The sequence below is a fragment of the Alkalicoccobacillus murimartini genome (assembly GCF_030813245.1).
Lineage (GTDB): Bacteria > Bacillota > Bacilli > Bacillales > Bacillaceae_D > Alkalicoccobacillus > Alkalicoccobacillus murimartini.
Map to the genome: position 1 here is coordinate 170354 of NZ_JAUSUA010000001.1, position 22968 is coordinate 193321.

Annotated in this window: 22 protein-coding genes and 1 other annotated feature; of the genes, 19 read left to right on the top strand and 3 right to left on the bottom strand. The window is 41.3% G+C overall.

The genetic code is table 11. The features are described from left to right. Window position 1: 1 nt before the first annotated feature. The 3 genes from queA (at window position 2) to yajC (ending at window position 2534) form a co-directional block, all read left to right on the top strand. A complete protein-coding gene (gene queA / locus J2S05_RS00945) occupies window positions 2-1027 on the top strand; it encodes a tRNA preQ1(34) S-adenosylmethionine ribosyltransferase-isomerase QueA (RefSeq protein ID WP_306979054.1) in 1026 nt (341 codons plus the stop codon). 18 nt (window positions 1028-1045) lie between these two features. Then, window positions 1046-2185, top strand: a complete 1140-nt coding sequence (gene tgt / locus J2S05_RS00950; protein ID WP_306979055.1) for a tRNA guanosine(34) transglycosylase Tgt — start codon at window positions 1046-1048, stop codon at window positions 2183-2185. 91 nt (window positions 2186-2276) lie between these two features. After that, entirely contained in the window at window positions 2277-2534 is a 258-nt protein-coding gene (yajC, locus tag J2S05_RS00955; protein WP_306979057.1) for a preprotein translocase subunit YajC, read from the top strand. Between the two features lie 43 nt (window positions 2535-2577). On the opposite strand, the gene J2S05_RS00960 is transcribed toward yajC, so the two are convergent. After that, the gene (locus J2S05_RS00960) at window positions 2578-2952 is read right to left on the bottom strand and encodes a TIGR04086 family membrane protein (protein ID WP_306979059.1); all 375 of its coding nucleotides are present in this window, start codon (window positions 2950-2952) and stop codon (window positions 2578-2580) included. 158 nt (window positions 2953-3110) lie between these two features. On the opposite strand from J2S05_RS00960, the gene J2S05_RS00965 reads away from it, so the two are divergent. Both J2S05_RS00965 and J2S05_RS00970 read left to right on the top strand, forming a co-directional pair. After that, window positions 3111-3557, top strand: coding sequence for a YetF domain-containing protein (locus tag J2S05_RS00965; RefSeq protein ID WP_306979060.1), 447 nt, complete (start codon window positions 3111-3113; stop codon window positions 3555-3557). A gap of 85 nt (window positions 3558-3642) precedes the next feature. Then, window positions 3643-3909 (top strand): peptidylprolyl isomerase, encoded by a 267-nt coding sequence (locus J2S05_RS00970; RefSeq protein WP_306979061.1) that lies wholly within the window; start codon window positions 3643-3645, stop codon window positions 3907-3909. On the opposite strand, the gene J2S05_RS00975 is transcribed toward J2S05_RS00970, so the two are convergent. Together J2S05_RS00975 and spoVB are read right to left on the bottom strand one after the other, a co-directional pair. Next, window positions 3831-4952 carry a nuclease-related domain-containing protein gene (locus J2S05_RS00975; RefSeq protein ID WP_306979064.1) on the bottom strand — a complete coding sequence of 374 codons (1122 nt, stop codon included), beginning with the start codon at window positions 4950-4952 and terminating at the stop codon, window positions 3831-3833. The genes J2S05_RS00970 and J2S05_RS00975 overlap by 79 nt on opposite strands. Before the next feature lie 528 nt (window positions 4953-5480). Next, window positions 5481-7037, bottom strand: a complete 1557-nt coding sequence (spoVB, locus tag J2S05_RS00980; RefSeq protein WP_306979066.1) for a stage V sporulation protein B — start codon at window positions 7035-7037, stop codon at window positions 5481-5483. A gap of 137 nt (window positions 7038-7174) precedes the next feature. Between spoVB and J2S05_RS00985 the strand changes: the two genes are divergently transcribed. From J2S05_RS00985 to aspS, 14 genes are all read left to right on the top strand, one after another. After that, a complete protein-coding gene (locus J2S05_RS00985) occupies window positions 7175-7465 on the top strand; it encodes a post-transcriptional regulator (protein ID WP_306979067.1) in 291 nt (96 codons plus the stop codon). A 73-nt stretch (window positions 7466-7538) separates the two neighbouring features. After that, on the top strand, window positions 7539-8837 hold the full coding sequence (gene secD, locus J2S05_RS00990; protein ID WP_306979069.1) for a protein translocase subunit SecD: 1299 nt from the start codon (window positions 7539-7541) through the stop codon (window positions 8835-8837). After that, entirely contained in the window at window positions 8827-9768 is a 942-nt protein-coding gene (gene secF / locus J2S05_RS00995; protein ID WP_306979071.1) for a protein translocase subunit SecF, read from the top strand. Before secD ends, secF begins: the two co-directional genes overlap by 11 nt. A gap of 141 nt (window positions 9769-9909) precedes the next feature. After that, window positions 9910-10281: a LapA family protein gene (locus tag J2S05_RS01000; protein ID WP_306979073.1), complete on the top strand. Its 372-nt coding sequence runs from the start codon at window positions 9910-9912 to the stop codon at window positions 10279-10281. 67 nt (window positions 10282-10348) lie between these two features. Beyond that, window positions 10349-12715: a single-stranded-DNA-specific exonuclease RecJ gene (gene recJ, locus J2S05_RS01005; protein WP_306979074.1), complete on the top strand. Its 2367-nt coding sequence runs from the start codon at window positions 10349-10351 to the stop codon at window positions 12713-12715. Continuing rightward, window positions 12715-13227 (top strand): adenine phosphoribosyltransferase, encoded by a 513-nt coding sequence (locus J2S05_RS01010; protein WP_306979076.1) that lies wholly within the window; start codon window positions 12715-12717, stop codon window positions 13225-13227. Before recJ ends, J2S05_RS01010 begins: the two co-directional genes overlap by 1 nt. A gap of 196 nt (window positions 13228-13423) precedes the next feature. Next, window positions 13424-15607, top strand: a complete 2184-nt coding sequence (locus J2S05_RS01015; RefSeq protein WP_306979078.1) for a RelA/SpoT family protein — start codon at window positions 13424-13426, stop codon at window positions 15605-15607. Window positions 15608-15620: 13 nt separating this feature from the next. Further along, a complete protein-coding gene (dtd, locus tag J2S05_RS01020; RefSeq protein ID WP_306979080.1) occupies window positions 15621-16058 on the top strand; it encodes a D-aminoacyl-tRNA deacylase in 438 nt (145 codons plus the stop codon). Window positions 16059-16202: 144 nt separating this feature from the next. Continuing rightward, window positions 16203-17198 carry a LacI family DNA-binding transcriptional regulator gene (locus tag J2S05_RS01025; protein ID WP_306979082.1) on the top strand — a complete coding sequence of 332 codons (996 nt, stop codon included), beginning with the start codon at window positions 16203-16205 and terminating at the stop codon, window positions 17196-17198. Between the two features lie 58 nt (window positions 17199-17256). Beyond that, window positions 17257-17976, top strand: a complete 720-nt coding sequence (locus J2S05_RS01030; RefSeq protein ID WP_306979084.1) for a ThuA domain-containing protein — start codon at window positions 17257-17259, stop codon at window positions 17974-17976. 22 nt (window positions 17977-17998) lie between these two features. Continuing rightward, window positions 17999-19018, top strand: a complete 1020-nt coding sequence (locus J2S05_RS01035; protein ID WP_306979086.1) for a Gfo/Idh/MocA family protein — start codon at window positions 17999-18001, stop codon at window positions 19016-19018. Between the two features lie 70 nt (window positions 19019-19088). Next, window positions 19089-19265: a hypothetical protein gene (locus J2S05_RS01040; RefSeq protein WP_306979088.1), complete on the top strand. Its 177-nt coding sequence runs from the start codon at window positions 19089-19091 to the stop codon at window positions 19263-19265. Window positions 19266-19319: 54 nt separating this feature from the next. Then, window positions 19320-19561: a binding site (T-box leader), on the top strand. 58 nt (window positions 19562-19619) lie between these two features. Further along, window positions 19620-20906: a histidine--tRNA ligase gene (gene hisS / locus J2S05_RS01045; RefSeq protein WP_306979090.1), complete on the top strand. Its 1287-nt coding sequence runs from the start codon at window positions 19620-19622 to the stop codon at window positions 20904-20906. Then, window positions 20903-22696 (top strand): aspartate--tRNA ligase, encoded by a 1794-nt coding sequence (gene aspS / locus J2S05_RS01050; protein ID WP_306979093.1) that lies wholly within the window; start codon window positions 20903-20905, stop codon window positions 22694-22696. The genes hisS and aspS overlap by 4 nt, the downstream gene beginning before the upstream one ends. Window positions 22697-22968 lie beyond the last annotated feature (272 nt).

Consider the following 22968-nt stretch of genomic DNA (forward strand, 5'->3'; position numbering starts at 1 on the left):
TATGAACGTAGAGGATTTTGATTTTGACTTACCAGAAAAATTAATTGCGCAGACGCCGCTTCTTGATCGAACGGCGTCTCGTTTGCTTGTTCTTGATAAGCAAACAGGTGAAATCGAGGATCGATTTTTTTCATCGATTGAAGCCGAGCTTGAGTCAGGAGATTGTTTGGTCATTAACGATACCCGAGTCATGCCAGCTCGCCTTCATGGAGAAAAACAGGAAACAGGTGCGGCGATTGAGCTATTGTTACTTAAGCAGATCGAGGGAGATCGTTGGGAAACACTAGCTAAGCCAGCTAAGCGTGTAAAACTTGGAACGGTTGTAGAATTTGGTGGAGGTCTGTTAAAGGCGACTTGTGTAGCTGAAGGAGAACAGGGCGGTCGTGAGTTTGAAATGCATTACGAAGGCATTTTTCATGAGGTTCTTGATCAGTTGGGTGAGATGCCCCTTCCTCCATATATTAAAGAGACTTTAGATGATCGGGAACGGTATCAGACGGTCTATTCTAAGCATATTGGATCTGCAGCAGCGCCAACAGCAGGTTTGCATTTTACAGAGGAATTACTTGATCGATTAAAGAATAAGGGTGTGGTGGTTGCCCCGATAACACTTCATGTTGGTCTTGGAACATTCAGACCAGTAAGTGTGGATACGATTGAAACCCATCAGATGCACTCTGAATTTTATCAAATGAGTGCAGAAACAGCTTCTGTTTTGCAGGAGACACGTAATCGTGGTGGTCGTATTATTGCAGTAGGAACCACTTCGGCGCGTACTCTTGAGACAATTGCTTCGGCTCATGTCGAATTTAAAGAGGCTTCAGGCTGGACTGATATTTTTATCTATCCAGGGTATTCATTCAAAGCTGTAGATGCCTTGATTACAAACTTCCATTTGCCAAAGTCTACGTTAGTTATGCTTGTTAGTGCTTTAGGTGGAAGAGAGGCAATACTCAGTGCGTATGCACATGCCGTTCAAGAGAATTATCGCTTTTTTAGTTTTGGCGATGCCATGCTGATTAAGTAACAAGAGAGGGACACGATTATGTCAGCTATTAGGTATGAACACATAAAAACATGTAAGCAGTCAGGAGCAAGGCTTGGGCGGGTCCATACCCCCCATGGAACATTTGAGACACCTATGTTTATGCCAGTTGGGACATTGGCTACAGTAAAAACAATGAGCCCAGAAGATTTAGAACGTATGGATGCTCAAATTATTTTAAGTAATACGTATCATTTATGGTTACGTCCGGGACACGAAATTATTCGTGAAGCGGGTGGTTTGCACAAGTTTATGAACTGGGATCGACCGATTTTAACAGATTCTGGTGGCTTTCAGGTATTTAGTTTAAGTAATTTGCGTAAGATTACAGAAGAAGGCGTAGAATTCCGTAATCATCTTAATGGAGCGAAGTTGTTTCTTAAACCAGAAGGAGCCATGGAAATTCAGAATGCTCTTGGTTCAGATATCATGATGGCATTTGATGAGTGTCCTCCGTTTCCAGCTGAGCATGATTATATGAAAAAATCAGTAGAACGGACAAGCCGCTGGGCTGAGCGCTGTTTAGAAGCTCACACTCGTCCACAGGATCAAGGATTGTTTGGGATTGTGCAAGGTGGAGAGTACGAAGATCTGCGTAAACAAAGTGCGCAAGACCTTGTCTCACTAGACTTTCCTGGGTATGCGATTGGTGGACTGTCAGTCGGTGAACCCAAGGATGTCATGAACCGAGCACTAGAATTCACAACGCCGCTTCTACCATTTGATAAGCCACGCTACTTAATGGGTGTTGGTTCTCCAGACTCTTTAATTGACGGAGCTATACGTGGAATTGATATGTTTGATTGCGTGCTGCCAACACGAATTGCTCGTAATGGGACATGTATGACAAGTAATGGCCGTTTGGTGGTTCGTAACGCTAAGTATGCACGTGATTTTGGACCACTCGATGAAAATTGCGATTGTCATGTGTGCAAAAACTATTCAAGGGCTTACATCCGTCATCTGATTAAATGTGAAGAAACGTTCGGATTTAGACTTACTACTTATCATAACCTTCATTTCCTGTTAAACTTAATGGTGGACGTTCGCCAGGCAATTATGGAGGACAGGTTGCTCGACTTTAAAGAAGAGTTTTTTGAGCAGTATGGTTTCAATAAGGCGAATGCTAAAAACTTCTAATTGCGAATTTGTGAAACAGATGATAGCCATATCGACTTTTGTGAGCGATGCAAGCTGACATCTTGGTACACCAGAGAGGGGGGAATTATAAATGGAACTAGCACCATTACTATCCATTGTTCTGATGATTGTTGTCTTCTACTTTTTCTTGATTAGACCACAACAAAAACGTCAGAAACAAGTACGCGAAATGCACAGCTCATTGCAGCGTGGAGATAAGATTGTGACAATCGGAGGGCTTCACGGAACGATTGATGCGATTGATGAGGATACAGTAATCCTTTTAGTAAATGACAACCGCAAACTAACATTTGATCGTGCATCAGTACGTGATATTGTAAAAGACTAATAATAAGAAAAAACACAAATCGGAGCTCCGATTTGTGTTTTTTTTAGGATTTCATCAAATTAACCCCAATCATACCGCCAATGGCTCCTGTTAGCAGGTACCCTCCATGAAGTAAATATTGTGAAGATGTAAAGACTTCGTTATAGCCTAAGGTCGAGACAACATAGGCGATGGCGGTGAAGAGCAGTGCAGTTAAGCCTCCAGCAATCCATCCTTTTGTTTTGGCTTTTGCTCCTGATACAAACCCTCCAATAAATAAGCATAAAAAAGATAAAAATGTGATTAACCATTTAATTGATTGTTCTGTATAGCTTGTCAGGCTCAAAAAACTGGCCAATAATAAGCTTGCTAATATGGCTCCTGACATAATCACAACTAACCCAGTAAATACGGCTGGAACAAATGCACGATTACTCAACTGAGAGCCCTCCTTTTTAAAAATAGCCTATTGATTTGAATATATTCAAGCTTGGCTCACGTTAGAATCGCTTTATGTAATTATTGTTTACTGGAAGATGCTACATCTAATGCATTAAGTAAAACGGGGAACAGTATGTGTGAGAGGAGGTATGCCAAATGCTGATAGAAGGTACAAGGGCCTTGGCCATTTTTGGCACGCTTATCTTGTTCCAGAAGGTGGCACGCCCTAATACGATACAACCCTTATTAATACTTGGCTTCACACTGTTTATTTTAATTTCAGGTCCTATTTTGCGAACACAACACAATAGCGTGATGATGATGATTGTCATTCTTGCCTGTTTCATTTTTTTGATGATTGTTAAAGAACTGCGCCAGCAAGCAGCTGTAGAGCTTAATGAAACCATAACCTCAGAACCCCAACCTCTTCCTGTCATAATGGATGGAGAGATACAATATTCCCAACTGGAAGAACTTCAACAAAATGAATTTTGGCTTCGCCGGCAAATACGCGATCTCGGTTATAGAGATATTAAACGAATCTCCTACTGTAGTGTAAGAGGAGATCAATTATTTTATATAGATGTCATGGACAAGAAATAGGTATATGTAGGAGGTTAAAAGCTTATACCACAAACCCTCGGGTCCCATATGCTACTCATGAACGCTGAAAATGAGGAGGGGAAATATGGGATCATCACTATACCAACAATGCTGCAACTATAAAGGACGTTACATTAATATTCAGCATAAAAATGGTCAGAGCTACTACGGACGAGTAGTAGAAGTCGATGACAGACACGTATACGTCGACATGGGTCGAAATGGTGGCGGAAGAGGCTTTGGTTACGGTGGAGGATATGGCTACTACGGCGGCTATGGCTCAAACGTCGTACCATTTGCATTTGGTGCCATTGCAGGACTTGCGTTAGCCGGAGCCTTTTTCTTCTGGTAGACGTATCTTAGGTGATAGGCCGTAAGAGTTGAGCTCTTGCGGTTTTTTGTTGTGGGTAGGGAATGAGTGGGTAAGGGATAGTGTAGGTTCGATTTTTGAAGGTTCCTGAATAATGGGGACATAACGTTGACAAAATGGAGTGCGCTAGCTGCGGAGAGTCTATTTTTAGGAAAGCACGTAAAGCACGATTTGTAATAGTAGGTTTTATCAGTAGAAAGTAATCCACTAGGCTTTGAATGAGCGTTTTGAGAAGTGTATTTACAAGCACCGCATATCCAAGCTCTTCCCTTGCTTTTACGGACCATACTTAGCTGAAAGCATAATGGACAACTAACCCCCTGCGCTAATTCACCGGATTCAATTTCATATTTAATTAAGATATTTATATCACGCTCTGTATGATTTTTGAGTAATAGTGAAACAAGCTCATCCATTTTCTGATTAGAAATCAGGTGATCGGATGATTTGCTAACTATATTAGTTATGACCTCAGGTAATCTGGCAGCATGGATAACCCGGGACATCAGATGTTGATTAGCTGAATCAACTACAATTTTCGTCGATGGATCGCTAATTACAACAAGATCAACGATATGAAAGAGAGGCCAATTGTGAGAAACAAGCCATTCCTTTAATTGATTTTTTTGTATTTGAGTTTGTAGAAGAGGTGACAGAAATACGTCTTCAGAAGAACGAGTTGTGCGAATCATTTGATGAGTGAGAGGGTTTACGTAGAGTGATCCAGCGATGTTTTTAACTTCTATAAGTATGATTGAAGATTGACTTAGAATAAGTGTATCTATTTGAAAGAAGTGTCCATTCACGCCCTTTAATCGAAGGTCATGCAATAGTGTGACGTCCTTTTCTAATGACAGATTATCAAAGTAATAGTCGAGTGACTTTTCACCTCTATATCCAATTTGTCTTTTAAGTAAGTCCTGTTTAATGACTGCAGTTTTAGGATGAGTATCCGGAAGCCTTCTAAGTAATGCTTCAAGCTTTGAAATCTGCAGCGGTTTTACTCTTTTTTTAGCTATCCTCAAATTGGTGGCCCTCCTTTTAGTATATAAAATTCGAGAAAATGTACGATTCTCCTTTCTTATTGTCAAAATAAATCAGATAGAGGATCGAATTTAAAGGGAGAAGAGGAGATACAACGGGAAGAGGCCAGAATACATCGAGAGAAGAGCAAATACATCGGGAAGAGAACAAATACATCGAGAGAAAAGCAGATACATCAGAAAGAGGAGCAAATACATCGAGAGAAGACCCGATACATCAGGAAGAGGCTCAAATACATCGAGAAAAGAGCAGATAGATCGGGAAGAGGCTCAAATACATCGAGAGAAGACTCGATACATCGGGAAGAGGCTCAAATACATCGAGAAAAGAGCAGATACATCAGGAAGAGGAGCAAATACATCGAGAGAAGAGCAGATACATCGGGAAGAGGCTCAAATACATCGAGAAAAGAGCTAATACATCGGAAAGAGGCCTCAATACATCGAGAGAAGACCAACCAAATTAATTCTATAGCCTATAAGACAAGGAATTAAGGCTATAGAACAAATTCATTTCTTCACTAAGTTTCGAAATAACGGAAAGTGGCTTATTTCACTTGCCTTTAATAAATTCAGAACAAACATCAATACGATATAAGTACTACCCGTCAATGTTAGCTGGATTAGAAGTTCTAGCAATGGATTGGTTGCGAATTGAGTATAGGTTTCAAATAGATTGCTTATATAGATTGATCCTCCAATAAGGATGATCAACTTCCCAATCATTTTCAACTCAATACTAAAGCCTGCGTTCTTGGCGATTGTGGCAAGGTGAAGTAATGTGACGAGAACAAAGCCGATGACAATAGCAAGTGCTGCTCCCATAATGCCGAATTCTGGTCGTGTGGCCAGAGCGAAAATGGCAGCTGTTTTGACTAATGCTCCTACCAAGCTGTTATACATAGCTGGTTTGGCAAGGTCAAGTGCTTGAAGGGCAGCTTGCAATGGGCCTTGAATATATAAAAAGAGACAGAAGGGAGCCATGATTTTTAGGAAACCGGATGCTTCTGGTGCATGGTACATAAAGGACATAATCTGTTCCGCGTAGACTAGTAAAACAACCATTGCAAGGCCTCCGGCTATAAAGGAGAGGCGCATAGCTTGTTCTAATCGAGTGTGAATCAAATGCTGTTGATTTTTAGCGGCTGCTTCACTGATGGAAGGAAGCAGTGAAGTAGATAATGAAAAAGTGATAAATGTAGGCAACGTGAGGAGAGGGATTATATATCCTGCCAACTCACCGTATTGTTTGGTTGCTACAATTGTTGCCACACCTGCGATAGCTAGGCTTTGTGCCACAATGATAGGTTCGAAAAATAAGGATACGGTTCCAATTAATCGGCTTCCAGTCGTAGGAAGAGCGATTTTTAAAAGCTGTTTGGATGTGTCTTTTCCTTCTCCTAAAAAGGCAAAAAACTTTCTTCTTAATTTAAAGCTTTTTTTGCGTTTAAATAAAAAGAGCATATATATAAGAGAAACAAATTCCCCAGCTATGACCGATAACATGGCGCCAGCAGCGGCATATTCAATACCAAGTGGTAAGAAGGCTGTGGATAGCACGGCAACAAGCGTGATTCGGACCATTTGCTCTAGCATTTGTGAGTAGGCAGTAGGCTTCATATTCTGTCTACCCTGGAAGTATCCTCGAAGTACAGCGGATACGGCAACAATGGGTACAATAGGTGCGACGGCTATGAGCGAATAATAGGCTCTTGCATCTGTTAATAGATGAGAAGCAACAAAAGGAGCACATAAGATCATTGCTGTAGTAAAAACAGCGCCAAGGCTAATTGTAATGGCAAGAGACACAATGAGTATTTGTTTGATTTTACTTGTCTCGCCCTTGGCTTCGGCTTCAGCAACTAACTTAGCAATGGCAACAGGTAACCCCATCTGTGTTAACGTTAATATAAGAAGCATGGTTGGAACTGCCATCATATAAAGTCCTACACCTTCAGAACCCATTATACGAGCCATCACCATACGATTAATAAAACCTAGGATTTTAGTGACAAATCCAGCCAAAATTAATATGAGTGTTCCTTTTAAAAATGTTTGTTTGGACATTAGTCACCCTGCTCTCTAAAAAAAATGATGGAAATTTTGTTTGTTTATTTATATGCTTAGAGAGTGGTCAAGCATGACAAGTCGTTTGATATCATGTGTATTTTCTTGGCGATGCCAACAGAGAGAAGGATGATCAAATGGGAGAAAAGCAGCAGTTTGAAGTTTGGAAAGAGGATATGGAGCCTGTACTAGTGAGCAAAGTGGAGGAATTTCATATGCTTGGATATGATAAGGCAACGAAGGACGAGATCTGGCGCTGTGTAACAGAACGTTTGCATAAGAAAAAAGCATATGTCCCCTTTTATACGTTCACTGATGAGTTGTTGAATTTAAAGGTAAGTGTCTATATGACATGGCTGACAGTCGCTTCGTATAAAGAACCTGAGGATTGGTTTGCTGACTTTGAGCAAGCGGATCAGAAAAAGTAGTTTTTTTGATTCACACCAGTTTGTGGTAGGATAGAACGAACGGTGTGTTATACATAAGGAGGCAAAGAAAGAGATGGTTAAAAAAGGCCGCATCTTTGCTTTTTTTCTGATTGTACTTGTATTTGCTGCGGTGATTTCAACCACGGTGATGAGTATAACTAAGGAAACAAAGCTTGGGCTTGATCTTCAGGGGGGCTTCGAGGTTCTATACGAAGTAACTCCACTTGATGAAACAGAGGAAATAACAGAACAAACTTTATCTGCAACAGTGACCGCTCTTAACCAGCGGGTGAACGTGCTTGGAGTATCTGAGCCTGTGATTCAAATTGAAGGCGACGATCGAATTCGAGTACAGCTTGCAGGTGTTGATGATCAAGAGACGGCTCGACAATTGCTTGCGACTGAAGCAGAGCTGACTTTCCGTGATGTAGACGATAATGTTCTACTTGATGGAAGTGACTTGCAGCAAAATGGCGCAGCCGGAGAGTTTAGCCAAACAAATCAGCCAATTGTCACGTTAAAAATGAAGGATGCAGAGCGTTTTGCTGATGTGACAAGAGATTTGTCTCAAAGACCATTTGGTGAGAATGTATTGGTTATTTGGTTGGACTTTGAAGAAGGTGATTCCTACCGAGAAGAAGTAGCTCAGGAAGAGCCTAAGTATCTCTCTGCAGCAAGTGTAGATAATGTAATCAACAGCCAAGATGTACAGATTACAGGTAATTTCACTCCTGATGAAACAAAGCATATCTCTGAAATTCTTAATGCGGGATCTCTTCCAGTAAAGCTGGATGAAATGTTCTCTAATTCAGTAGGGGCATCCCTTGGTGAAAAGTCAATGACTCAGACTGTGTATGCTGGTCTAATAGGTATTGGGTTAATTTTCGCATTCATGCTTTTCTATTATCGATTCCCAGGTATCATTGCGGTCATCACACTAAGTGTGTATACGTATCTGGTTCTTTTAATCTTTAACTTGATGAATGCAGTGCTGACACTGCCTGGTATTGCTGCTCTTGTTCTTGGGGTAGGTATGGCTGTAGATGCCAACATCATTACTTATGAACGGATTCGTGAAGAGCTTCGATCAGGAAAGTCAACAATGTCAGCATTTAAAGCCGGTACGAGACGTTCGTTCTCAACGATTTTAGATGCCAATATCACAACGATTTTGGCTGCTAGTGTGATGTTCTATTTTGGGACTAGCTCTGTTCGAGGCTTTGCGATTGTGTTGATCATTAGTATCTTAACGAGCTTCTTAACAGCTGTCCTTGGTTCCCGATTCTTGCTTGGGATGTGGGTCAGCAGTAAATTCCTCAATAAGCGACCAGGCTGGTTTGGGGTAAAGGAGCGTGATATCGATGAGCTTTAATGATCGAAAATGGAAATTAGACTTTATTACGCACCGCAATAAGTTCTTTGCAGCATCCTTAGTGTTTGTGATTGCTGGGATTATCAGTTTGTTTACGCTTGGATTAAATCTTGGTGTGGATTTTGAGAGTGGTTCAAATATTACGATTGAAACCAATGAAACGTTAACCAACGAGCAAATCCAAGAGGACTTTGCTGAAATTAATAGTGAGTACACACCAACCATCACTTTGGCTGGTGAAAATAACGAGATTGCCACTGTTCGTTTTATTGATGTGTTGAATAATGATGAAGTGGCAGATGTACGTAGTTTTTTCTTAGAGAATTACGATGCAGAGCCTACAGTTAGTACAGTTTCTCCTCAAGTAGGAAAAGAGCTCGCGCAGAATGCCATTTATGCGGTTCTTATTGCTTCATTAGGAATTGTGATTTACTTAGCGTTTCGTTATGAGTTTCTATATGGAGCAGCTGCCATCGTGGCGCTTTTGTATGATGCATTTTTTATCATTGCTCTCTTTAGCTTCCTGCAAGTTGAGGTGAATGTTCCGTTTATAGCAGCTGTGCTTACGATTGTCGGGTATTCAATCAATGATACAATTGTTACCTTTGATCGAATTCGTGAAAATGTGAAGAAAGCTAAGGTCATTGAAGGCTTCGATGATTTGGCTGAAATTGTTAACACAAGCTTGATTCAAACGATTTCACGTTCAATAAATACTGTTCTAACGGTTGTATTTGCCGCTCTTTCTCTACTATTGTTTGGTGGAGACGCTATATTCTCCTTCTCACTAGCATTAGTCATTGGGTTAGTTGCAGGAACGTATTCATCGATGTTTATTGCCGCTCAACTTTGGTTGGTGTGGAAGGCACGCTATATAAAAAAACAACGGCTAAAGCCTGTTGATCCATCGGATGAAGAGCCAACGGTATAGCATCTTTAAAGTAATGAATTGGTCGGCTTTTTAGTGCCGACCAATTATTTTTTTGGTGATAGGTTTTAAATTACGTATATATAGGGTATTTACTAAAGGTATAAAGGTATGACTTACGTACTATAAAGAGGAGTGAATGGCATGAAGGGACAAAGTGCATTTATTATTGGTATTATTGCCGCGATTATTATTGCTATTTTTGCAGTTATAAATGTTGACGCAGTACCGGTGAATTATTTATTTGGAACGGCTCAATGGCCTTTAATACTAGTTATATTGGGATCCGTTTTCTTGGGAGCAGCCGTAGCTGGAGCGATAGGGATGATTCGTGTCTTAAAGCTTCAGTCTGAGGTCAAAAGACTTCGTTCAGGAAATAATATTAGCAGCAATGGAGCATCGACAACACCACCTCGTAGCTCTAGACCTAAGAAACCATTAACAGAACCAACAGAACCAACAGAACCAACAGAACCAACAGAACCAACAAAACCAACTGAATTAACTAAAAAGTAATTAAATGAGCTACACATTGTCACCCCTTGCTCCCTCTAGTATAATAGGAGGGTCAAGGGGTGAAGTCATGTTAAAGCCAAGAGCAAGATGGCAGGTTCAAACTCAGGACCAGGCTGAGATTGACGCTCTTGCTGAGAGCTGTCAACTTCCGCCATTAGTTGCTAAACTTCTGTTGAATCGTGGATTAAAAGAGCAGAAAGATGTGCAACGGTTTTTAGATAAAGACGGTTTGAGCTTCTATGATCCTTATTTAATGGATGGAATGAAAGAAACGGTTGATCGTATACATCAAGCTGTCGAATTACAAGAGCATATTGTGGTCTTTGGAGACTATGACGCAGACGGGGTAAGTAGTACGGCTGTGTTAATGCATGCACTTAAAGAGCTAGGAGCTTTAGCTGAGTACTATGTTCCTAATCGGTTTACTGAGGGGTATGGGCCCAATGAACCTGCGCTAAGACGAGCGAAGGAGCAGGGCTGTAGTCTAATGATTACCGTGGATACAGGTATTTCGGCCGTTCATGAAGCTGCGGTGGCCAAAGAAATAGGACTAGATTTTATTATTACAGATCATCATGAGCCTCCTCCGGTGTTACCGGATGCACTTGTGATTCTTAATCCGAAGAAGCCGGGTTGTTTATACCCATTTAAATCATTGGCAGGTGTAGGGGTGGCTTTTAAGCTCGCGCATGCACTGTTGGACAGAGTACCTGTTGAGCTTCTTGACATTGCCGTTATTGGAACAATAGCCGATCTTGTTCCCTTAGTTGACGAGAATCGTTTAATTGCTCGTATGGGGCTAGAGGCGCTTCAGGAGTCCGACAAACCAGGTCTGCTTGCAATCAAAAAAGTGTGTGGCTTTGGGGCTGACGCAATGGAAGCTGACCATGTAGGGTTTGGTATAGGGCCAAGAATGAATGCTGCTGGTCGATTAGATTCAGCTGACCCTGCGGTCGATCTTTTGTTAGCCGATGATCTAGGAACAGCAACCAAACTAGCGGAGGATATCGATCAATTAAATAAAGAGAGGCAGTCCATCGTAAATGAGATGACTAAAGATGCCATTGATCTTGTAGACGAATCTTATCCAATCTCTGAAAACAATGTCATTATTATTGGGAAAGAGGGCTGGAATGCGGGGGTCATAGGGATTGTTGCATCTCGTTTAGTTGAACGCTATTACCGTCCTGTTATCGTAATGAGTTTTGATTCCGAAAAGGGAAAAGCTAAGGGTTCAGCTAGAAGCATTGAAGGATTCAACATGTTTGAGGAGCTTTCTAAAAACCGAGAGATCCTGCCTCATTTCGGCGGACATCCAATGGCTGCTGGTCTAACGATGGAACTAGATCAAGTGGATGAGCTGAGAAGACGACTCCATCAGCAGGCAGATGAAGTCTTAACAGAGGAAGATTATAGCCCGATTGCTAAAGTCGATGTGTTGGCTCGAGTTGATGAGGTGACACTGTCTGTTGTGAAGCAACTTGAAAAGCTCGCACCATTTGGTGTTGGTAATCCAAAGCCGAAAATTATGTTTGAGAAGGTTCATCTAGGACAAATCAGGCGTATTGGCAGTGATTCGTCACATCTTAAGCTTAGCTTGACAGAGCAAGGGGCAACACTTGATGGGATAGGCTTTCGGATGGGACATCTTCATGAGGAAATTACCCGATCAGCAGCGATTCAAGCACTCGGAACTCTTTCGGTGAATGAGTGGAATGGAACAGTAAAGCCACAGCTTATGATTGAAGACTTGGCTGTTTCAGACTGGCAGCTGTTTGATTGGAGAAGTTTGAAGCCACCGCGTGTTGGTGAGCGAGTTAGTGAACTTAATCAAAGTGATACGGTTTGTATTGCTTTTCGTGGTGAGCCGACTGAACAACTAGTACCTGGGTTGGATGTTTATCATGCTGGTACGACAGAATACTCGTCACTCTCACTTCATGACAAATATCTTGTTCTGTTGGATGTTCCGAGAGATAAGGAACAGCTTGAGGAGCTATTTAAGAACGCTGGAAAACCGAGTCGGATCTATGCAATCTTTTATCAGAAAGAAGATTCTTTTTTCTCTTCTAATCCAACAAGAGAAGACTTTAAATGGTTTTATGCTTTGATACGACAACATAAGCAGCTGCAATTTAAAAAACAACAAAAGCAAATTGAGAGTCACAAGGGTTGGTCTTCTGGCACAGTTCAATTTATGGCGGAAGTATTTGAGGAACTTGGATTCATTGAAAGTAAGGATGGGGTGGCTTTTCCTGCCGATCAACCATCAAAGAAAGATTTGACTCAATCTCTGATTTATCGAAGCAAGCTACAGCAAGCAGACTTAGAAAATGACTTTGTCTATTCGTCATATGACCAATTACGGAATTGGATCGAAACCGCCTGTATAACAGCGGCAGATACCAATCATAATGTGGAGGAGCAGGTATAATGGATTTTAAACAATATATTACAATCGTAGAGGATTACCCGAAAGAAGGTATTCGTTTCAAAGATATTACGACACTTATGCAGAACGGACCAGCATATAAGGCAGCGATTCAAGAGCTGAATAATTATGCCGCTGATCTTGACGCTGATGTAATCGTTGGTCCTGAAGCAAGAGGGTTTGTTGTGGGCTGTCCATTAGCTGTTCAAATGGAAAAAGGTTTTGTGCCAGTTCGTAAGGCAGGCAAACTTCCACGTGAAGTGCTTTCTGTAGATTATGGGTTGGAGTACGGGAAAGACAGTTTGACTATTCATAAAGACGCGATTACTAAAGGACAAAAAGTCTTAATCACAGATGATCTGCTTGCAACAGGTGGTACAATCGAAGCGACAATTAAAATGGTTGAAGAGCTTGGTGGAATTGTAGTAGGAATTGCCTTTTTAATCGAGCTGTCTTATTTAGATGGACGCGATCGTTTGAACAATTATAATACTTTTAGTTTAATGACGTATTAATCATACGAAAGAATGACTCACCTCACTAGGCAGAGTCATTCTTTTTTTACCCTTATTTTCCTTTAGTTGAAGAATAAAGGGTGTATTCCAACCTTATTGAGGTGATCCGTCAAAATTCTTCGGTATATGACTTTACAGGGGTGGTTCCAATCAAGGATAATAGTAGGAAATATTGTTTCGTGAATAAGGTGATGGAATGACCATAGAACAGGTGATTGAAAAGGCAAGTGAATATTTAGGTGAAGAGGACATAGCCTTTCTCCGGAGAGCTTATGAATATGCTGAAAAGCATCATGGGGGCCAATATAGAAAGTCTGGCGAACCCTATATTCTTCATCCTATACAAGTAGCTGGAATTATAGTCGGCTTGCAACTGGATCCTAATACAGTAGCGGCGGCTTTTTTACATGATGTTGTTGAAGACACAGATGTTACGATCGAAGATATTGTCTCTGAATTCAACGAGGAAGTAGCCATGCTTGTTGATGGTGTGACAAAACTTAAGAAATTTAAGTATAAATCAAAAGAAGAACAGCAAGCGGAGAACCACAGAAAGATGCTTGTGGCGATGGCCAAAGATATTCGTGTCATCTTAATTAAGCTCGCAGATCGTTTGCACAACATGCGTACCTTAAAATTTATGCCTCCTGCTAAACAACGGGTGACCTCTAACGAAACGCTGGAGATTTTTGCTCCGTTGGCTCATCGTTTAGGGATTTCTGCAATTAAGTGGGAGCTTGAAGATATAGCACTTCGTTATTTGGATCCACAGCAGTATTACCGTATCGTGAATCTAATGAAGAAAAAGAGAGCGGAACGCGAAAGTTATTTAGAGGAAGTCATCTACAAGATTAATGATCAGCTAGAAGATATGGATGTAACCTGTGAACTTTCTGGTCGTCCAAAGCATATCTATAGCATTTATCGTAAGATGGTTATTCAAAACAAGCAGTTTAATGAGATCTATGACCTATTGGCTGTCCGTATTATCGTAAAAAACATTAAGGATTGCTATGCTGTTCTTGGTGTGATCCATACCTGTTGGCGGCCCATGCCTGGTCGATTTAAGGATTACATTGCGATGCCTAAGGCGAACATGTATCAATCGCTTCACACAACCGTAGTGGGACCGTATGGTGATCCTCTAGAAGTTCAAATTCGCACGGAAGAAATGCACCGTGTTGCTGAATTTGGGGTTGCCGCGCATTGGGCTTACAAAGAGGGCATAGAGCTATCTACCCAGCCTAACTCATTTGAAGACAAGCTAACTTGGTTCCGCGATATTATTGAATCGCAAAATGACACAAATGATGCGCAAGAATTTATGGAATCAATGAAGATGGATTTATTCTCGGATATGGTCTTTGTGTTTACGCCAAAAGGCGATGTGGTGGAGCTTCCTCGAGGGTCCGTTCCACTTGATTTTGCCTACCGCATTCACAGTGAGATTGGAAATCGATGTATTGGTGCCAAAGTAAATAGCAAGATGGTTCCATTAGATCACCAGCTGAATACTGGAGATATTGTCGAAGTGATGACCTCCAAGCATTCTTACGGACCAAGCCAAGATTGGCTTAAAATCACGCAATCGTCTCATGCCAAAAACAAGATTAAGCAATGGTTTAAAAAAGAGAAGCGAGAAGAGAATGTTCAAAAAGGGCGCGAGCTTCTTGAGAAGGAAGTCAGATTGCTTGAGTTTGACCCTAAGGAAGTGCTCACTCCAGAAAACATTACTGAGGCGGCTTCTAAGTTCAGCTTTGCTGGTGAAGAGGATATGTTTGCAGCCACAGGGTACGGCGGCATCAGTGCCAAACAAATTGTTAACAAATTAACGGAAAAGATCCGAAAGAAAAAGGATCAGGAGCAGGAAGATCAGACACTGGATAACGCCTTGTCTGATATGAAGTCCTTTACGCCTAAGAATAAGACCAATTCTGGTGTGCGTGTAAAAGGTGTCGATAACTTATTGATTCGTATTTCTCGTTGCTGTACGCCCGTACCAGGCGATAATATAGTAGGGTTCATTACAAAAGGTCGTGGTGTGTCGATTCACCGAGCAGATTGCCCTAACATTCAATCTGAAGAAGCAAGTAGACTTTTAGATGTGGAATGGGAAGGTGTCGATCAAGAGAACAAGTCATATCCTGTAGACATCGAAATCACTGGATTTGATCGTAATGGACTCTTAAATGAAGTACTTCATACCATGACTGAATCGCGTACGTCGATTAATGCCGTGACTGGACGTTCAGATCCTAAGAACAAGATGGCAACTATTCATATAAGCATCTCGATACGGAATCTTGCACACCTGCAGAAGGTAGTCGAAAAAATTAAGCAGCTCAAGGACATATACTCTGTCAGAAGAATGATGCATTAAAAGGTGGACCCAAATGCGAGTTATTTTACAGCGTTCAAAAGAAGCAAGCGTCACAGTAAACGGTGAGCAAATAGGAGCCATTGAGCATGGCTTAGTTCTTCTAGTTGGCATCACGCATGAAGATACAGAAACAGAAGTGAATGACATCGTAGAGAAAGTTATTAATTTGCGAATTTTTGAAGATGAAGACGGCAAAATGAATCTTTCTTTAGTAGATACTGGTGGCTCGATCCTTTCTATTTCTCAATTTACGCTTTATGGTGATACAAAAAAAGGGCGTAGACCAAGCTTTACGAAAGCAGCCAAGCCAGATGTGGCTGAGGTACTCTATGACCAATTTAATGCAAGCCTATTGGCAAAGGGTATACACGTTGAGACTGGACGTTTTGGCGCTGATATGAAGGTTCAACTCGTCAATGATGGACCTGTCACACTAATCGTCGAAAAGTAAAAAGATATAGTCAAAACCGGTGAGAATAATCACCGGTTTTTTGCTATTGTCTAAAATCCTAATAGAAAGTCATTGATTTTTGTCAAAAGTCATACTAAACTTAAAGTGGTAACGCTTTCACAAGAAGGTGGGGTGTCTCGGTATTTGCCTACTATAAAAGATGTAGCTAAGCTATCAGGAATCTCAAGGTCGACTGTTTCGCGGGTCATTAATAATCATCCGTATGTAAATGATGAAAAACGAATGCGTGTAAAACAGGCGATGAAGGAACTTGGATATGTTCCTAATTCATCTGCGCAAAGACTTCGGGGGAGCAAAACAAAAACGATTGCTGTGTTAATTTCTCGAATCGTGAATCCATTCTTCAGTGGGTTAGTTGATGCGATGGATGAGGTGGCAACAGAAGCAGGTTTCCAGTTAATTCTTTGTAATACACGTGGCAGTAAAGAGCGAGAGTTAAATTATTTAGACCTATTGCGCACAAAGCAGGTCGATGGAGTCGTCTTGGCCTCTATTGAGAATCCTTGGACGACAATTCAACCTTATTTAGCCTATGGACCAATCGTATCGTGTAATGAGTACACAGATCAATCAGATATCCCTTCATTTCGAATTAATCATTTCCAAGCTACGTATGAGGCAGTCACACATTTTATCAATAGCGGGTATTCGAATATTGCTATATGTACTGGGGATGAAACGATTGGATCTAATTTAGGAGTTGATCGGGAAAAGGGTTATTTAAAAGCATTATCTGACCATCACATGACACCAAACGAAGCGTGGTTTTTTAAGAATACGAGTAGTGTGCTTGATGGTAGAAAAGTTCTTGAGAGAATAGAAGCTATGTCGAATCGTCCAAATGCTATCTATACGGGTAGTGATGAAGTAGCAATGGGTATTATCGCACAATCGAAGCAATCGGCTATAAGGGTGCCAAGTGATTTAGCTGTTATTGGATTTGATGATCAACAATTGGCTGGGCTCATAACACCAGGCTTAACAACAATTCGTCAACCAATTCTTGAAATGGGACAGCGAACCATGCACCATATGATTCGAATTCTAACCAATCAAACAAAGATGGATGGGAACACACATCTGCTATTATCTGAACTTATTGTGCGAGATACGTCTTAACGTTTCTCTGCACACAGAATATGAGATCGTTCCCACAAATAAAAGAGGAGAGATGAAAATGAACGTAACAGTATGGAATGAAAACCGACATGAACAGACAAATGAAAAGGTAAAAGAAGTCTACCCAAATGGGATCCATGGTGCCATTGCAGACTTTTTAAAGGAAGCAGGATATGATCCCCTCACAGCAACTCTAGACGAAGCAGAACATGGATTAACTGAAAACGTCCTTAATGAAACAGACGTATTGCTATGGTGGGGACATGTTGCGCATGATGAAGTAAGTGATGACATTGTTGAACGTGTTCAAAAACGGGTATTAGAAGGAATGGGACTTATTGTGCTTCATTCAGGACATTTCTCAAAAATCTTCAAATCATTAATGGGTACAACATGTGATCTAAAGTGGAGAGAAGCGAACGAGAAAGAAAGACTATGGGTCGTATCACCAGGCCACCCTATTGCTGAAGGTGTTGGTGAATATATTGAGCTTGAAAAAGAAGAAATGTATGGAGAGCACTTTGATATTCCAGCTCCAGATGAGCTTGTTTTTGTTAGTTGGTTCCAAGGTGGGGAAGTATTTAGAAGCGGATGTACCTTTAATCGTGGAAAAGGGAAAATATTTTATTTCCGTCCAGGACATGAGACGTATCCAACCTACTATAACAAACAGATTCAACAAGTCATCGTTAATGGAATCAAATGGGCCGCTCCAACAAATCAGCCAATGCCCGTATACGGTAATGCAAAACCATTAGAGGATGTACCTGGTGAATAAATAAGATAAGGTTGTGATGCAAATGGATACATTAAAGATGGGTATTGTTGGCGCGGGTGGAATCGCAAGAGGTCGTCACATACCCGCCTTTCAAAAAATGGCGGACCAAGTAGAGTTAACAGGTGTATTTGATCAAAATATAGAAGCAGCAACTGCAGCAGCAGATGAATTCAACATTTCTTGTGTTGCTGATTCGTATGAAAAGCTACTTAAACGAGTAGATGCTGTAACCATTTGTACACCCAATATCTTTCATGCAGAAATGGCCAAACAAGCTCTAGAAGCTGGAGTCCATGTGTTTTGCGAAAAGCCTATGGCGACAAGTGTGGAAGATTGCCAGGTCATGGTTGATGCTGCTAATGATTCCAGTAAAATTTTAATGATTGGCTATCATTATCGTTTTCACCGTGAAGCAGAGGCCGCTAAAAAGCTTATGGAAAGCGGAGAAATTGGCGATCCATTAGTCATTCGAGTTCAGGCCTTACGAAGACGAAAAGTGCCAGGTTGGGGTGTGTTTACAAATCGTTCATTACAAGGTGGCGGCTGTTTAATGGATTATGGCTGTCATTTGTTAGACCTTGCTCTCTGGCTAACTAATTTTGAAGAAGTAGATCAAGTGCTAGGGCAAACCTACGAGCAAATTAGTCGAGATCCAGACCAGGTTAATGAGTGGGGAGTGTTTGATCCCGAACAAATTGATGTCGAGGACCATGCAACGGCTTATATCAAGTTCAAATCAGGCGCAACGATGTTATTTGAAACTTCATGGGCAGCTAATATTCTTGAAGACAAAGAAACACTGAGTATCTCCGGAACAAAAGGTGGGTTGGATGTTTATCCATTTACCATCAATTCGAGCAAACATGGCATGCTAACAACCTCAGAAGCTCAATGGCTTCCAGGTGAGGCAGACACAGGACTCGCCCAAGCTCAAAATTTTGTGAGAAGCTGTCTAGGATTAGAGCAGCCTCGTACAACTCCTGATCAAGCGCTAAGAACGTCTAAAATTATTTCTGATATTTATGAAAGCAGCACGGTGTGATTCTACAATGTTTATTTTGACGCATAACTGGAAACCCTAATGAGTAAGACAATAAAAGGGAGCTGGCTTTATGCGTTTGAACAGCAAGGTAGCACATTATTTAACGTTAAACCATTGTGTTGCTGTATCAACGTCTGACCAACTTCACCAAGAACTTAATCTCCAACCAATTGGTGAAGCAGGATTTGAACATGGGTATGATCTGAATGAACAGAAATTAGTAAAGAATAAGACAAGCCGTAATTAAGTAGTTGACAGCCTGACTATTCATTCGTATGATAGATAGCATTAGTAATTGTATATGAGTCCGATGAAAAGGCAGAGTAATTAAGAGACACAGATAACCAGAGAAGAGAGGCCTTGGCTGTAAGCCCTCCTGTCTGTCTTAATGAACGAACACCTTAGAGGAGCTTTCTGAACGGTACGATTGTACTGAGTAGGAAAAGCCGTTTTGCAGACGATACCTGCGTAAAAGCGGAGACATGAATTTTTATTCTGTCTCAACTAGGGTGGTACCACGGGAATATAACTCTCGTCCCTGATGAATTCGTTCATCAGAGACGGGAGTTTTTTATTTGAGCAAAAGCAGGGGGAGAAGAGCATGAACATTCAAATTCCACGCGGAACTCAGGATATTTTACCTGGGGAAAGTGAGATATGGCAATTTATTGAGACAAAGGCGCAGGATGTATGTCGTCGATATAATTTCAGAGAGATTCGTACACCGATTTTTGAGCATACTGAATTATTTACACGAACAGTTGGAGATACAACGGATATTGTGCAGAAAGAGATGTACACATTTAAGGATCGTGGGGATCGAAACCTAACTCTACGTCCTGAAGGAACGGCATCTGTTGCCAGGGCTTATGTACAGAATAAGTTATATGGTTCAGCCACGCAGCCAAATAAGCTGTATTATTACGGTCCAATGTTTCGCTATGAGCGCCCTCAATCTGGTAGAATGCGTCAGTTCGTACAGTTTGGTGTAGAGGCTATGGGAAGTGCAGATCCAGCTATTGATGCGGAAGTCCTTGCACTTGTGATGGATATTTATAAAGAGGTAGGCATTACAAGTACAAAGCTAGTCCTAAACAGCTTAGGTGATAAAGAAAGTCGTGAAGCTCATCGCCAAGCATTAATTGATCACTTTAAGCCTAGCATTCATGAGTTTTGCTCTGACTGCCAAATGCGCTTAGAGAAAAATCCATTACGAATTCTTGATTGTAAAAAGGATCGTGATAATCCGTTAATGAAATCAGCTCCTTCTATTTTAGATTACTTAAATGATGAGTCACGTGAGTACTTTGAACAGGTAAAGGCGCACCTTGATCGAATTGGTCTTCCTTATGTTATTGATCCAACGCTCGTTCGTGGGTTGGATTATTACTACCATACTGCATTTGAGGTTATGGCTGAGGGTGAAGGATTTGGAGCGATAACTACTTTATGTGGTGGTGGTCGTTACGATGGATTAGTAGAAGAAGTAGGCGGTCCAAGTACACCGGGCATTGGGTTTGCTTTTAGTATTGAGCGACTAATTATGGCTCTTAAAGCAGAGAACCTGGTGCAGGAGGCAAATCCATCCATTGATTGTTACCTCGTAGCTTTAGGGGATGAGGCAAAGGATGCATCTGTAGAGCTCCTTTACCAACTTCGCCAGGCTGGGATCAGCGCAGATAAGGACTATTTGGATAGGAAAATGAAGGGGCAATTTAAAGCGGCTGACCGTTTGAATGCTCGTTATACAGCTGTCTTAGGTGAGAACGAACTTGCGGACGGAAGTATTGTCATTAAAAATATGGAAACAGGCGAGCAAGTTTCACAGCCGTTGACTGATTTTGTTGAGTATATAAAGAGAGAGATTGAAGGAGGACTTAAAGCATGAGTAGTGGAAGAACGCATCAGTGTGGAGAATTACATGCCCAGCTTGAGGGAGAAAAAGTAGAATTAAAAGGGTGGGTACAACGCCGCAGGGATTTAGGACAAGTTATTTTCTTGGATGTTCGTGATCGTTCTGGATTAGTACAAGTAGTTTTTAGCCCAGATATTAATCAAGAAGCCTTAGCTATAGCTGAGAAAATTAGAAATGAATATGTTGTAGCGGTAACTGGAACTGTTGTGAAGCGGAATGAAAAAACGATCAATGAGAAGCTTGCAACAGGTGAAATTGAAGTTCATGTGTCAGACATTGAAATTCTAAATGCTTCTAAATCACTACCATTTCAAATCGAAGCAGATACGGATGCATCTGAAGACGTACGACTCAAATATCGTTATCTAGATCTACGTCGTCCAGATATGCAAGAAGTCTTTAAGCTTCGTCATCAGACAACGAAATTCATTCGTAATTTCCTAGATGATCAGACTTTTTATGAAATTGAAACACCAATGCTGACTAAAAGCACACCTGAAGGAGCTCGTGATTATCTCGTGCCAAGTCGTGTTCATCATGGTAGCTTTTATGCTCTGCCGCAGTCTCCACAAATCTTTAAGCAATTATTAATGGTGTCTGGCTTTGAGCGTTATTATCAAATTGTTCGCTGCTTCCGTGACGAAGACTTACGTGCAGACCGTCAACCAGAGTTCACTCAGGTGGATATTGAGACATCATTTATGGGTACAGAAGAGTTACTTCTTATGACAGAGAAGATGATGTCTGGACTATTAAAGAAAATCCATAATATCGACATCCCAACTCCATTCAAGCGTATTTCGTATGATGATGCGATGAACCGTTTTGGTTCGGATAAACCAGATACGCGCTTTGGTATGGAGCTTATTGATTTGGAGGAAGTTGCAAAACATTCCGAGTTCAAAGTTTTCCAAAACGCACTGAATTCTGGTGGTATGGTTAAAGGCTTGAATCTAGAAGGTGGAGCTTCTAAGCTGTCTCGTAAAGAAATAGATGCATTAGGAGAATTTGTTAAACCTTACGGAGCTAAAGGACTGGCTTGGTTAAAGGTTGAAGAAGATGGACTTAAGGGTCCTATTGCAAAATTCTTTGATGAATCAGCAGCGGCGTCCCTGCAATCAGCACTTGATGCTGAAGCAGGTGACTTATTATTCTTTGGTGCCGATAAAGCAAGTGTTGTACAGAGCAGCCTTGGTGCACTTCGTATGAAGTTCGGTAAGGAATTTGATTTGATTGATAAAGATGCGTTTAACTTCTTGTGGGTAATGAACTTCCCGCTTCTTGAGTATGATGAGGATGCTCATCGCTTTGTTGCGGCTCACCATCCATTTACAAGTCCGTTAAAAGAAGATATGCATCTATTAGAATCAGAGCCAGAAAATGTACGAGCGGAAGCATATGACCTCGTGTTAAATGGCTACGAACTTGGTGGGGGATCACAACGTATCTACAAACGTGACGTGCAAGAAAAAATGTTCAAAGCCCTTGGTTTTACTGAGGAAGCAGCTCGCGAAGAGTTTGGTTTCTTAATGGAAGCATTTGAATATGGCACGCCACCACATGGAGGAATTGCATTAGGCTTGGATCGTATGGTTATGCTGCTAGCAGGTAAAAACAATCTACGCGACACAATCGCCTTCCCGAAAACAGCAAGCGCAAGCGATTTGTTGACCAATGCCCCGTCCCAGGTGAGCGTTGAACAACTAATTGATCTAAATTTATCAGTCATAGGAAAAAAGAGAACAGAAGAAGTACAACGATAAATCAGGCAAAAAGACGCAGGTGACTGCGTCTTTTTTTTGTGAAGGCAAGGGGGGGAGCTTGAGGATGCGCGAAAACGAGGGTCAGGTGCGCGGAAATTCTGAGAATGCGCGAAAACGAAGGGCAGGTGCGCGGAAAGCCTGAGAATGCGCGAAAATGAGGGTCGAGTGCGCGGAAAGCCTGAAAGATGCGCGAAAATGAAGGTCGAGCGCGCGGAAATCTTGGAAATGCGCGAAAACGAAAGGCAAGTGCGCAAAAATCCTGAACTGCGCAT